Here is a 13,496-nt window from a genome sequence, read left to right on the forward strand (position 1 = left end):
ATTATAATGTTTGTAAGGCCAAATACCATATTCTTAGAATTTGAGCTTTAAAATTATTAGAGTAAAGAGGTAAATATTATGAATGATACTAAAGTTAATCCACAAGATGTAATATTTGCATTAGATATAGGTACACGTTCTGTAATAGGTACAGCGGGTACAGTTAGGGATAAAAAATTTCATGTAGTGGCTGAATACTGTATGGAACATGAAGAAAGAGCTATGATAGATGGTCAGATTCATGATATTGGACTGGTAGCTAATGCAGTAAATAATGTAAAAAAACAGTTAGAAGAAAAACTTAACATGAAAATGGAAAAAGTATCTATTGCAGCAGCAGGAAGATTTTTAAGAACTGTGGTAGCTAAGGCACAGCTTAAAATTGATTATGATAAGGAAATAGATAAAGATACTGTAAGAAGCTTAGAGCTTACAGCAGTAAAGAGTGCAGAAGAAAAAATAAATGAGCAAAGAGAAGGAAAGCTTTACTGTGTTGGATATAGTGTAAAAAATTATTACTTAAATGGATACATAATAAATAATTTGCTTTCACATAAAGGAGAAAACATAGAAGCGGAAGTTATAGCAACTTTTCTTCCAAGGTCTGTAGTAGATAGTCTTTATTCTGTTATGGAAAAGGTAGGACTTGAAGTTGCTAGTATGACTTTGGAACCTATAGCTGCTATGGAAGCGGCTATACCACAAAATTTAAGGCTTTTAAATTTGGCTTTAATAGATGTGGGTGCTGGTACTTCAGATATAGCTATAAGCAGTAAGGATACTATAAGTGCTTATGGCATGGTTCCTTTAGCTGGTGATGAGGTAACAGAAACTATTGCACAAAATTACCTTGTAGATTTTAATACTGCAGAATACATAAAAAGGCACTGTACTAATGAAGAAAAGTTAGTATATAAAGATGTTTTAGGATTAGAAAATGAAATAAATTGTGAAGATGTAATTAAATTTATTAGTCCAACAGTAAAGAAGATAGCAGATGAAATAGGAAGTAAAATTATAGAATTGAATGGAGATAAATCGCCTAATGCTATTTTCATAGTAGGAGGAGGAGCATATACTCCTAATCTAAAGGAATTTTTAGCAGATAAACTTAATATATTGCCTCAAAGAATAGCAGTCAAAGGTAGAGAGGCTGTAACTGAATGTGTATGTCAGGACAATTCTTTAGGAAGTACTGGTGTAACAGTTTTAGGAATAGCTTTAATTTCTATAAAAAGACTTGGACATGATTTTATAGATGTAATTTTAAATGATAAAGTAATAAGTTTATTTAATTCACATAAACATACGGTAATGGATGTAATGATGCAGGGTGGTATTAATCCTAAAGTGTTAATTGGTAGAAATGGTAAAAATATAAGATTCACTTTGAATGGAATTAAAAGGGTAGCTTTTGGAACACTTGCTTCATCAGCAGAAATTGTAATTAATGGAGTTAAGTCCAGTATAGATGAGGAAGTTAAAGAAGGAGATAACATAGAAATAAAATATGCAAGGGAAGGCAGTGATGCAGCACCTTGTGCTTTAGATTATGTTAAAAAGCTTTACTCTATAAGTTTTTTTATTAATGATATAATAGAAAATTTAGAACCAATAGCTATAATAAATGGAAAAAAAGCGGATATTAATGAAAAGATAAAAGAAGATGATGAAGTTGAAATAGTATTCCCAGAAAATTTAGGTCAATATAAAAAGTATTTAGTTGAAAACAGTGAAGAATACAAATATTATTTAAATGGTACGGAAATTTCAGATGCCTATGAAATAAAAGAAGGAGATAGAATCTATAGTATAAAATATGATGAAGTAGAGAAACAGAAAATTGTAGAAGAAACAGAAAAGCAAAAAGATATAGAAGATATGGAAAAAACAAAAGCTGAGGAAGAAGTAGATAAACCCAAAGATGTAGAACAGACTGCTGATGAAAATGAAATTAATACTGTAGAAGAAAATACAGAAACTGAAGTTAACAAAGAAGAAATAATTTCAGAGAATAAAAAAACAGAAGAGAAATCTGATATTTCACAAGAAAATAATGAAATAAAATCTGAGGATTTGCATAAAGAAGAGAAAACAGAAGATAAACTTGAAGTGGTAGTTAATGGTAAAAATATATATTTAAAAGGTAAAAAAGAATATGTTTTTATAGATATATTTAATTATATAGATTTTGATTTAACTATTCCTAAGGGAAAAATATATTTGCGTTTAAATCAAAAAGATGCAGGTTATTATGATAATCTTTCAGGTGGTGACATAATTGAAGTTGGCTGGGAATAATAGTATAGATTGGAGAGTTAAATATGGAACTAGATTTCTTAAAATTATCACAGAATATAAAAGATGAAATTGTTAGCATAAGAAGAGATTTGCATAGGAATCCAGAATTAGGATATGAAGAACATAGAACTTCTCAAAAAATAAAAGAATTTTTACAAAAAGAAGGTATAGAATATACTGAAACAGCTAAAACAGGAATTTGTGGAATAATAAAAGGAAATGGAAATAAGACCATAGGACTTAGAGCTGATATGGATGCCCTTCCATTAGAGGATAGAAAAAACTGTGATTATTGTTCAAAAATAAAGGGAAAAATGCATGCATGTGGACATGATGCACATACTTCTATACTTTTAGGTACAGCTAAAATTTTAAACAGCATAAAAGGCAGTTTGAATGGAAATGTAAAGTTGTTCTTTGAGCCAGCAGAAGAAACTACAGGTGGAGCTAAGGTTATGATAAAAGAAGGAGTTCTAGAAGATCCTGAAGTTAGTAATGTGATAGGATTGCATGTTGAAGAAAATATACCAGTAGGAGAAATAGGTATTAAAAGAGGAGTTGTAAATGCAGCTTCTAATCCTTTTACCATAAAAATTAAAGGTAAGGGAGCTCATGGAGCTCGTCCACAAACAGGCATAGATCCAATAGTTATAGCTAGTTCTGTAGTAATGTCTCTTCAAAGTATTGTAAGCAGGGAAATATCGCCAACAGATGCAGCAGTTATAACTATAGGTACTATTCACGGCGGTACAGCTCAAAATATAATACCTGAAGAAGTTACAATATCAGGTATTATGAGAACTATGACTACAGAAAATAGGGCTTATTTAAAACAAAGATTAGTTGAAGTAGTGGAAGGCATTGTTCATTCTATGCGAGGAGAATGTGAAATAGATATAGAAGAAAGTTATCCTTGTTTATATAATGACGATGCCATGTTAGATAAGGTGTTTAATGCTGCTTATAGCCTGATAGGAAAAGAAAATGTAAAAATACTAGAGAATCCAAGTATGGGAGTAGAAAGTTTTGCTTATTTTTCTATGGAAAGACCTTCGGCTTTTTATTATCTTGGATGTAGAAATGAAGCTAAAGGAATAGTAAATCCAGCTCATGGAAGTTTATTTGATATTGACGAAGATTGTATTCCAATTGGAATAGCACTACAGTGTAAAATTGCATATGAACTTTTAAAATAATAAAAAAAGAAGCAAAATATGTTTTTATTAGATTGTTTAAAAACCCAGCATTTTTAAAGTTGCTGGGCAATTTTTTGTTTTATTCAGTATAAGTTATCAGGCGTTAAAGATAATTTTTTTACATAAAAAGGTAAAATTATAGAGATTTCATTTTTATATTATCACAAATTTAAATATTTATATATTGATTTTGACAATAATAGTGTTATATAATTAGATGTTGTTTAATTAGATAAATTGTAAATAATAGCATAATACAGAAATTTGATGCAGAAAGATATATAATACTATTAGGAGTGATGATATGAAAATTGAAATAGGACCAAATGAAGCAGGACAGAGATTAGATAAGTTTTTAAGAAAATGGCTTAAGGATATGCCTTTAAGTGCTATATACAAGAGTATACGAAAAGGTGATGTGAAGGTAAACGGCAAAAAAGCTAAAGAGAAATATGCACTATTGGATGGAGATTTAATAGAAACAAGAGATATAACTTCAAATCAAACAAAAAAGAAGTTTACTAGAATAGAAAATAGTTTTTTAAAAATAGCCTATGAAGATGAAAACATGGTAGTAGTTGAAAAGTGGCCTGGGGTTTTAGTACATTCAGATGGAAAAAAGAAAGAATCTACTTTAACAGATTATGTACTTTCATATCTATATGATAAAGGCGATTATACTCCAGAAAATGAAGTTACATTTACACCAGCTCCTTGTAATAGGTTGGATAGAAACACTTCTGGTATAGTTATATTTGGAAAAAATTATGAAGCTTTAAAATTATTAAATGAAATGATAAGAGAAAAGAAAATACATAAGTATTATCAAGCTTTAATAAAAGGAAGAATTAAGGATGGCTTGTATAAGGCTTATATTCATAAAAATGAAAGTGAAAATATATCTCAGGTTTATGATGAACATAGAAAAGATACAAAAGAAATTAGTATGAATGTAAAAAACATTCAAAGTTGTGGAACTTTTTCTTTAGTTGAACTTGAATTGTTAACAGGAAGAAGTCATCAACTAAGAGCTCATTTAAACCACCTTGGTAATCCGATATTAGGAGATACAAAATATGGTACAGCTAAGTTAAATAGCTTTTTCTTCAATAAATATGGTTTAAATTATCAATTTTTGTACGCATACAAACTTATTTTTAGGGATTGTACTGAAAAGTTTATTTACATGCAAAATAAAACTGTAGCAGCAGGATTGCCACCTATATTTAAAAAGATTAAAAATGATATTTTTGATAAGTTTTAACCATTAATCCAAATTTATATTTAAATATATTATAGATGGTTTATAATTAATATGGGGGATATAGATAAGGAGTTTTATTATGAAGGAACAGTCGACTACTAAGGGTTTTGCAATACTTTCTGCAGCGGGTATGATGGTAAAGGTTCTATCTTTGCTCTATATACCTTTTTTAATAATGATAATTGATAATGAAGGATACGGGATATATGGAGCTACATATCAGGTATATGCCTTTATGTTTGTAATTACTAATTCAGGAATACCTGTTGCAATATCAAAGCTTATATCTGAGCTTACAGCAGTAGGAAATTATAAAGATGCAGTAAAAAGCTTTAAAATAGCAAGATTTATACTTTTAATTTTAGGAATCCTTATGTCGCTTATAATGTTTATTTTTGCTAAACCTTTAGCTGAATTAGTTAAATATAACAAAGCATATTTGTCACTTTTAACATTATCACCAGCTATATTATTTACTTCTGTTGCATCTGCTTATAGAGGATATTTTCAGGGACGTGCCAATATGACGCCTACAGCAGTATCACAGGTTATAGAACAAGTAATGAATACTATTTTTTCTTTAGCATTTGCTGCATATTTTGTTAAATTTGGCTTAGAAGCTGGTTGTGCAGGAGCTACTATAGGAACCTCTGTAGGAGCACTTATTTCTGCTGTTTTTCTCATGTATTATTATGAAAGAAATAAAAAGTTTAAAGTTCCTAAGGGATACTTTAATGAAGAAATAAGAAGATTTACTACAAAGCAGCTTATAAGAAAGATAATTAAGTATGGAGTGCCTATAACTATATGTGTGGGTATGACCTATGCTGGAAATTTAGTAGATGTATATAATACAAAAGCAAGACTTATGGCAGGTGGTATTACTGATGTTAATGCTAGCATATTAGCAGGTTTTCTATTTAAATATCAATCTCTTTTAAATGTACCTATTGCAATTATATCTTCACTTTCAGCTGCAATTTTACCTGCTATATCAGGTGCAATAGCAGTAAAGAATAAGAAGCTTGCAAGGGACAAAATAAACTATTCTTTTAGGCTTTGTTTTTTAATAGCAGTACCTTGTGCTGTTGGACTTGCTTCTTTAAGTGATCCAATTTATAATATGTTAAAGTTTCGTGGAGGAGCATTTATTATGGCCTATGGTTCTATAGTTTTAGTACTAATGGCTATTATGCAGATACAAACCACTATCCTACAGGGAATAGGTAAGCTATTTACTTCTACATTCTATTCTGTTATAGGTATAGTTTTTAAAATAGTTTCTAATTATTTTTTAATAGCTATACCTAAGATAAATATTTTAGGAGCAGTAGCAGGAAGTATAATAGGTTTTGCAATTCCTATAATTTTAAATCACAGGATTATTAAAAAGTCTTTAAATTTAAAATTAAGTCTTTTAGTTCATTCTGTAAAACCAATTATAGCTTCAATACTTATGGGAGTTTTAGCTTTTGGTACACACTATGCTTTGAATTTTTTATTTAGTTTCATACATAAAGGATATTTTTCTAACATGATAGCTACAGTAATAGCTATTGGAGTAGCAGTTGTTATATATGGTTTCGGATTAGTACTTTTAGGTGGAATAAGAAGGGAAGATTTAAATTTGTTACCATCTAAGCTTACTAGATTAATTCCAAAGTTTATATTAGATAAGGTGAAGTAAATATTGTCTAATGATTGATATTAAAATTTAATAAAAAAATGGGTCTGTCGCACTAAAAATAAATGTTGCAACATATTGTGATTTACAAAGCAATATATTGTATAGAAATTTATTAGTGCTATAGTCCCATTTTTTTATTTAATAGAGATATTTTAATTATACAATAAGTAATCTAATAATTAGTTAAGTGTACTATTATTGACTTTCGGGGTGAAAATTACTACATATGTTCAATTAAGGACTATAATCCACAAAAATCATTAAATTTGAAGGAATTTTAAAAAACTTGTAGAATATATAACGAAGGAAAATTAAATTGTACTAAAGAAAAGGCCTATAAAAGTATACCAAGGAGGAAAAAAAGTATGAGTTATTGTCACTAATGTGGAGGAAAAGTCGAAGATGGGAATGTATTTTGCACTAATTGTGGAGCAAAGCAAGTTGAAGATTTATCAGGAGAAACGGGATATCAGGAAAGTCAAAGCTTTGCACCAAAAAATAATTCATTTAATTATCAAAAGGAAGTATATGATTCATATGCAAACTTAAAAAAACAAGTGAATTTTTCAAGCTTGAGGGACATTTTGATGAAAATGTTATTTAAGCCTGTTTCAGGTGCAAAACAATTTGTACAAAACAGTGAGAAATCTTCTGTTATAGGATTGACAATTTTTCTTGTAATAATACAAGGAATTTTAGGTATGTGGAAGGTAAATCAAGTTATTTCAACAATACAGAGTATAGCTTTAGATTTAGTTCAGAAAATATCCAATATAGCAAATCTAATAATACCAGGATCATCAGGAAAGATGTTAAGTACCAATGATATAATGGATCTGACAGGGGAAATGAGTAAGGTTAGATCACTTATAAACATACCATATGGAAAAGTATTTTTGCAAAATAGTGCAGTATTTTTATGTGCAATTATAACACTTTTTATAATCATATATTTGGGAACTACTATTTTGTCAAAAGATAAGAAAGATCCATTTGTAGTATATAAAGCATCACTTATTGTTCTAGTTCCAACTCTATATTTTGAAATATTTTCAATTTTGTTTTCTTATGTATTATTTTATATAGGTGCAGGTGTATTTTTAATTGGAGTAATAGTTTCACTGGCATGCTTAACTGTAATTATTAGAGAAGAACTGTTTGTAGACGAAAATCATACAGTATTTATAATTGCAGTATCATTTTTAGGAATTTTTATTATAGTTTCAATGTGTATGCAGAAATTTTTAGTATCAAATATATCCGATATAATAATGTCTGTTACAAATGTAATGAAGAATGTTAGGTTCTAAAGTTAAAAAATGTGGAGGAAGATGAAATGAGTTTTTGTGGAAAATGTGGTGCAAAACTAGAAGAAGGACAAAAATTTTGCCCAAAATGCGGTAATGTTTTAAATACAAAACAAAATGAATCACATCAGAATTTTAAAAATAATAATGAATATACATATGAAGATGAAATTAGAGTTCCTTCTAATGAAATAAGAAGAGACTTAAAGATGTCTAGAAAAACTCAAATAGGAATTATGGCAGCTGCAATTGTTGCAGTACTCTTAATTGGTTTTTATATAGTAGGAAACTCACTAACAAAGCCTTCAAAAGTAGTTTCTAAGTTTGAAAATGCGGTTGCTTCAGGAAACAAAGCAGATTTAATTAGTACTCTTTATTGTGACGACAATAGATTAGAAATAAATGAAAAAACAATTGTACCTTTATTAACTTATTTTAAAGATAATCCTTCCTATTTAAATACAGTAGTGCAAGGGTTAAATAAGGATGCTGTAAATGCAAGTCAAACAAAGGCATTATCTAGAATGAATGGAGGTAACTCTAAGGCTATTTTAACTCTTGCTTATTCAGGAAAAAAATTTTTGTTTTTTCCTGATTACAGAATAGCTATAAAACCAGGTTTCATTCAGGTTAAGACAAGTGTAAAGGATGTGGCTTTCTCATTAAATGGTACTGACATTGGAAAAAGTGATTCAGATAACTTTAGTAAAGAATTTGGACCATTTATACCAGGAAAGTATAGTCTTTTAGCAAATTATAAAGGGAAATATGCTTCTTTAAGTGATTCACATGATATTAATTTTTTTGATAACAGCAGTGATAAGATAACTGTAGAAACATTTACAAATGTTAATTATGTAAATGTAAAAAGTGATTATCCAGATGCTAAAATTTTTGTGAATGGTAAAGATACGGGAGTTAAAGTTTCGGATGCTGGTAATTTTGGACCTTTAAATAGTAATACCAAAATATATGGTATGATTACTAAAGATGGCAAGGTATTAAAAAGTAGTGAAGAAACAGTAGATAAAGGCGACAAAGAGGTTTATTTAAGTTTTTCTCAAGCTGAAAGCAGTATTAAAAGTCAGGAAAATCAAATTCATAATCTAGTATATTGGTATACTTATTATTTTACAAGAGCTGTAAATTCAAACAGTTTTACGTTATTAGAAGATCTTTTATATCCAGGAAGTCAAATTTATAATGAGCAAAAGAGTTATGTTCCGAGCACGTACAAAAGCGGAATAAGAGAAGAAATTAAATCCTTTAATATAACGTCTTATAAATTAAGTGAAGACAATAAATCGGGTACTATAAATACAGAAGAAGTTTATGATATAAATGATAATGGAACATCTTCAATAAAAACTTTTAAATATACTTATACATTTAGATATAATGAAGCAAAAAATGGATATCAAATGGAAAGCTTAAAAGCTATTGAATAGTTAAATGAAAACTGCTGATAAACTGTTTTGTCAGCAGTTTTTAAAATAGGCTATACTTAATTTATATTAGTAATTATAATATGTACATACATTAGTTTTGTATAAGCGTTTTAATAGCACAATAAAAATTATAGGAATATGTGTAAAGGAGGAATTGTTACAATGCGTTACTGCGTAAAGTGCGGTGCAAAGTTACTTGATGAAGCTAAGTTTTGCACTGAATGCGGATCACCACAAAAAACAACTTTTCAAAATGAAGCTATAAGAGTTAGAAATGACTATAATAATGAGAACACACAGGCAATACCTACGATAAGAGAAATGCCAAACAGAATGGTTCAGGAAGAAGATCATGGTTATTCTGATGAAGGCATTTTAAAATCAGCAGTAATAGGAGTAATAATAGGAGTAGTTGTTTTATTTATAGGTTTTACTTCTTATTATGTTTATACAAAGGTTCACAAGTCTCCCCAAACACCAATAGTGAATACAAATACAGTAGATAGCAGTAATAATGTATCAACTGATTCGAGCAGCACTTCAAAAGATATTGAAGAAACAGATAAAACTAAAGATAATACCAAAAATAGTAATAATGCTGCAAATACTAATAGTAAGTCTGATGAATATATGTTTAAAAACAGCGGAAATGAAAGACTTGAAGATAGTCAGGTGAGCTCTTTAAGTAAAGAAAATTTGGCTATTGCAAGAAATGAAATATATGCAAGACATGGTTTTGTATTTCAAACTGAGCCGTTTAAAACCTATTTTAATAATAAAGCCTGGTATAAGCCTAATTCTTCTTTTAAAGGATCTGATGAAGAATTAAGTTCAGTAGAAAAGGCTAATGTGGATTTAATACTTAAATATGAAAATAAATAGAAACTTATTCTGTAATATAAAAATAATGCGGCGCAAAGTGCAGTGAAAGTTTTGATTTTAACTTTTACTACGTGATATAGGATAAGCGTTTACTCACTGCTAAATATTTTCAATTAGTCTAAAGCTCAAAGTTAATGAAAGCCTAAGAACTTTGCCAAACTCAGTTCCCTCAAACAAGGCTAAAGTTCTAAGGCTTTCATAAACTTTTCGCTAAGAATAATAAGAAACAATTTAGCTAATGTGATGAAACACTTACCCTATATCACTACATAAAAGTTAAAATCCAAACTAGTAACTTCAGTTATGTAAATTTAGTTTCATTGTTACATATAATTGGGCTTAATCAAAATTATATTTGATTAAAAGTTAATATCGCTTAAAAATTGAGGCGCAGCCTGTTGTTTAATATATTAAATTTATGTAGAAGTTATTTTCTATTTTTTTATAGAAATATCTCGAAAGAGATTAACAAGTTAGACAGCTTTCTATTAAATGCTTTGTATGTTTTAATATAAGTAATAAATATTATGAGAGCTACAAGCATTTTGAAATAATGCTATACGCAATGCACTAAGAAGAAACGTTAAGCTGTATGAAGACTGATATATGTTGTGCAGGAACATTAGAACTTCTTAATGAAGTGAGTGTTCCTGCACAACATGTATCAGCCGGAATACAGCTTAACGTTTCTTCGGTTACTTGTATGAATAGATTTGTATTCGGAAGTTGAGCCGAATAAAAGAGCAGCTTGATTAATAAGCTTAAATTATGCTTTAATTTAAAAGCTGCTCAATTTCCGAAACAAATTATAGAACGAATACCGCGGGGCAGTTACTATGGAGTTTCAATCTTTCTCTTATTCCCTGGAAGCTATCGCTTTTTATATTTTAACACAAAATTTGGAATGCTAGATTAAGATATATCATAGTTTTTGCTACTTTATTGGGTAAAAGATATACTTTCCCCCTCCCCATAGTTTATTTTGCTATTTTCATTCACATTGACTTATGCAGTTTTTACAGTCATACCTAGTGGAGCACAGGTTTTAGGCTGTAACTTTCTTCTTGTTGACATCTTTACTTTACAATAAGGACATATGTTAATATCTATTCCAGTAAGTTTTAAAAGAAGTTCTGCTGTACTTAATTTAGCTATGAATTCACTCTTTGAGCTTGATACCTTAAGAATCCTTTTGCATTTTGTTAGCTTAGTTACACGATTGCGATTACTTAAAATTCCATAATGTCTTATCTTAACAAATTTCTGTGGTAGTATATGCATAACAAATCTGCGTATAAATTCTTCTGCTGTAACAGTCATAAACTTTTCTTTATTATTATCACTATAATCTCTCCATTTAAAAACTACATAACCATTTTGAAAAGCCACAATTCTATTATTGGAAATTGCTACTCTATGAGTATATCTACCTAAATACTCAAGAACATGCTCTGCACTCCCGAAGGGAGGTTTACAGTAAACTATCCAATTCTTCTTATAGAGTTTATCTATAAAACATTGAAAGACATCCTTGTATTTCAAATCCTCAATATCATTTACAAACTTCAATTGAGGATTATTATAGTATTCTTTCTTCAGATAGTATAGAAACTTCCCTCGGAATTTTTTCGATAGAACCTTAACAGGTATAAAGAACTTTTTCCTAGAACTTATCCAACGAGTGCCATCTAAGGATAATCCTCCACTAGGAACTATACAGTGAATATGAGGATGATTCATAAGATTTTGTCCCCATGTATGTAGTATAGTAGTAAAAACTATTTCTACACCTAAATATTTTCTATCTCTTGAGAGCTCCAATAAAGTTTCTGAAGCAGCCTTAAACAAAATAGAATACATCTCTTTTTGGTTCGTAAGGACTAAAAAATTCAATTCTTGTGGTATTGTAAATACAACATGAAAATAGGATACAGGTAGTAAATCATTTTTTCTAGCTTCAATCCATTTCTCCTTGGCTAATGTTTGACATTTAGGACAATGTCTATCTCTACAAGAATTATATGAAATCCTTATATGTCCACACTCTTCACACTCATCTATATGACCACCTAATGCTGATGTTCTGCAATCCTTAATATTACTCAATACTTTTCTCAAATGTGGCGGCAGCCTATGCTTTCTGATATACTCATCTCCATGTTTTAAAAGTATATCTTGCACCTCAATCATTTTCTTCACCTAATAAAATATCTAGAGGACTCTTTATGCTTAATAAATCCATCCTTCTAAGATGTAGATAAATTGTTGTAGTAGTTATACGAGTATGTCCTAAAAGTCTTTGTATAAAGCAGATATCAGTACCAGCATCTAAAAGATGAGTTGCAAAGCTGTGTCTTAAAGTGTGAACAGTTGCATTTTTAGCAATTCTAGTTTTCTTTAATGCTTTTTCAAATATTCTCTGAACACTACGTGTACTTATGGGGTCAATACAGTACCTTCCAGGAAATAAAAATTCTTTAGGTTTATATTTTTTCCAATACTCTCTGAGAATTTTAAGATTAGCTTTTGATAAAAGACTGTACCTATCCTTTTTTCCTTTACCTTGCCTTATAAATATTTGCATATTCTTGCTGTCTATATCCTTAATTTTAAGCTTACAGACTTCACTAACCCTCAAGCCTGCAGAATAAGTAGTCATTAGGATAGCCTTATGCTTAATATTATCCGTAACATCAAAAATAGATTTAACTTTTTGAGGAGATAGTACAACTGGAAGCCTTCTCGGCTCCTTCATTCTTGGAATTTTATCAATATTCCATGGCTACATTAAAATTTTTGTGTATAAAAGTTTTAATGTAGAATAAATTATATTAACAGATCTTTCCGTTAATTGCTTTTCTGTGATACAATAATATAAGTATCCATTAATTTCCTTTTCGCCTAATAACTGAGGCGACTTGTTGTAAAACTTAGCAAAGTTACTAATATTCCTAAGATAATATTTTATTGTTATGGAACTATAACCTTTTAATTCCATATACATTTTCATTTTATTTCTTAGTTCTGACATGTTAACACTCCTTTTTATTTTTATTTGTGGCTACCCTTATATTTTTGACAATATAAGGAAAAAAGAAGTGTTCATGATAAAAAAGTGGTAGTTACTATTAATAACTACCACTTTTCAATATATTTTAGATTTTAATCCTGAAGTTTTTATTATTTGATTAGCCGCCACCGCTAAATAGTGGTTTCGTTCTATGGTAATAATATGATATACTTTTGATGTAGTATATTAATTTATATATTAATTAACATGAATTTAGATGATTGCAGAATTGAAAATTAGAAAATGTGGATAACTTTTGAAAATTTACTTAAAAATCTAGAAAAAAAGAGTACGACAAAAAGCCTTTTGATAAAAAGGCATGCGTAGCATGTAGTTTGATA

General features: G+C 29.2%; 11 protein-coding genes. 8 read left to right on the forward strand and 3 right to left on the reverse strand.

The window, feature by feature from the left end; translation table 11 throughout:
- Positions 1-78: 78 nt before the first annotated feature.
- From HBE96_RS10720 to HBE96_RS10755, 8 genes are all read left to right on the forward strand, one after another.
- Positions 79-2,301: a rod shape-determining protein gene (locus tag HBE96_RS10720; RefSeq protein WP_169297761.1), complete on the forward strand. Its 2,223-nt coding sequence runs from the start codon at positions 79-81 to the stop codon at positions 2,299-2,301.
- A gap of 23 nt (positions 2,302-2,324) precedes the next feature.
- Positions 2,325-3,497, forward strand: coding sequence for a M20 metallopeptidase family protein (locus HBE96_RS10725; protein WP_169297762.1), 1,173 nt, complete (start codon positions 2,325-2,327; stop codon positions 3,495-3,497).
- Positions 3,498-3,801: 304 nt separating this feature from the next.
- Positions 3,802-4,761: an RluA family pseudouridine synthase gene (locus HBE96_RS10730; RefSeq protein WP_169297763.1), complete on the forward strand. Its 960-nt coding sequence runs from the start codon at positions 3,802-3,804 to the stop codon at positions 4,759-4,761.
- A gap of 79 nt (positions 4,762-4,840) precedes the next feature.
- Positions 4,841-6,448 (forward strand): putative polysaccharide biosynthesis protein, encoded by a 1,608-nt coding sequence (locus HBE96_RS10735; protein WP_169297764.1) that lies wholly within the window; start codon positions 4,841-4,843, stop codon positions 6,446-6,448.
- Positions 6,449-7,035: 587 nt separating this feature from the next.
- Positions 7,036-7,758: a zinc ribbon domain-containing protein gene (locus tag HBE96_RS10740; protein WP_169297765.1), complete on the forward strand. Its 723-nt coding sequence runs from the start codon at positions 7,036-7,038 to the stop codon at positions 7,756-7,758.
- A gap of 26 nt (positions 7,759-7,784) precedes the next feature.
- Positions 7,785-9,203 carry a zinc ribbon domain-containing protein gene (locus HBE96_RS10745; protein ID WP_169297766.1) on the forward strand — a complete coding sequence of 473 codons (1,419 nt, stop codon included), beginning with the start codon at positions 7,785-7,787 and terminating at the stop codon, positions 9,201-9,203.
- A gap of 162 nt (positions 9,204-9,365) precedes the next feature.
- The gene (locus HBE96_RS10750) at positions 9,366-10,085 is read left to right on the forward strand and encodes a YARHG domain-containing protein (RefSeq protein WP_169297767.1); all 720 of its coding nucleotides are present in this window, start codon (positions 9,366-9,368) and stop codon (positions 10,083-10,085) included.
- A gap of 592 nt (positions 10,086-10,677) precedes the next feature.
- Entirely contained in the window at positions 10,678-10,815 is a 138-nt protein-coding gene (locus tag HBE96_RS10755; protein ID WP_169297768.1) for a hypothetical protein, read from the forward strand.
- Between the two features lie 275 nt (positions 10,816-11,090).
- On the opposite strand, the gene HBE96_RS10760 is transcribed toward HBE96_RS10755, so the two are convergent.
- Genes HBE96_RS10760 through HBE96_RS26295 form a run of 3 tightly spaced genes read right to left on the reverse strand, consistent with a single transcriptional unit; the run spans position 11,091 to position 13,116 of the window.
- Positions 11,091-12,275 carry an IS91 family transposase gene (locus HBE96_RS10760; protein WP_169297769.1) on the reverse strand — a complete coding sequence of 395 codons (1,185 nt, stop codon included), beginning with the start codon at positions 12,273-12,275 and terminating at the stop codon, positions 11,091-11,093.
- Positions 12,268-12,840, reverse strand: a complete 573-nt coding sequence (locus tag HBE96_RS10765) for a tyrosine-type recombinase/integrase (RefSeq protein WP_243186901.1) — start codon at positions 12,838-12,840, stop codon at positions 12,268-12,270. The genes HBE96_RS10760 and HBE96_RS10765 overlap by 8 nt, the downstream gene beginning before the upstream one ends.
- Positions 12,841-12,867: 27 nt before the next feature.
- Complete coding sequence (locus HBE96_RS26295) at positions 12,868-13,116, reverse strand: phage integrase N-terminal SAM-like domain-containing protein (protein ID WP_243186902.1); 249 nt, start codon at positions 13,114-13,116, stop codon at positions 12,868-12,870.
- Between the last annotated feature and the right edge of the window lie 380 nt (positions 13,117-13,496).

Source organism: Clostridium muellerianum (assembly GCF_012926525.1).
Lineage (GTDB): Bacteria > Bacillota > Clostridia > Clostridiales > Clostridiaceae > Clostridium_AM > Clostridium_AM muellerianum.

What these genes read in the sequence shown, in the direction of transcription:
- HBE96_RS10765 (WP_243186901.1), bottom strand. Translation starts at nt 12,840, where the DNA reads ATGAAGGAGCCGAGAAGGCTTCCAGTTGTACTATCTCCTCAAAAAGTT.
- HBE96_RS10745 (WP_169297766.1), top strand. Translation starts at nt 7,785, where the DNA reads ATGAGTTTTTGTGGAAAATGTGGTGCAAAACTAGAAGAAGGACAAAAA.
- HBE96_RS10735 (WP_169297764.1), top strand. Translation starts at nt 4,841, where the DNA reads ATGAAGGAACAGTCGACTACTAAGGGTTTTGCAATACTTTCTGCAGCG.
- HBE96_RS10725 (WP_169297762.1), top strand. Translation starts at nt 2,325, where the DNA reads ATGGAACTAGATTTCTTAAAATTATCACAGAATATAAAAGATGAAATT.
- HBE96_RS10740 (WP_169297765.1), top strand. Translation starts at nt 7,036, where the DNA reads ATGAAAATGTTATTTAAGCCTGTTTCAGGTGCAAAACAATTTGTACAA.
- HBE96_RS10750 (WP_169297767.1), top strand. Translation starts at nt 9,366, where the DNA reads ATGCGTTACTGCGTAAAGTGCGGTGCAAAGTTACTTGATGAAGCTAAG.
- HBE96_RS10755 (WP_169297768.1), top strand. Translation starts at nt 10,678, where the DNA reads ATGAAGACTGATATATGTTGTGCAGGAACATTAGAACTTCTTAATGAA.
- HBE96_RS26295 (WP_243186902.1), bottom strand. Translation starts at nt 13,116, where the DNA reads ATGTCAGAACTAAGAAATAAAATGAAAATGTATATGGAATTAAAAGGT.
- HBE96_RS10760 (WP_169297769.1), bottom strand. Translation starts at nt 12,275, where the DNA reads ATGATTGAGGTGCAAGATATACTTTTAAAACATGGAGATGAGTATATC.
- HBE96_RS10730 (WP_169297763.1), top strand. Translation starts at nt 3,802, where the DNA reads ATGAAAATTGAAATAGGACCAAATGAAGCAGGACAGAGATTAGATAAG.
- HBE96_RS10720 (WP_169297761.1), top strand. Translation starts at nt 79, where the DNA reads ATGAATGATACTAAAGTTAATCCACAAGATGTAATATTTGCATTAGAT.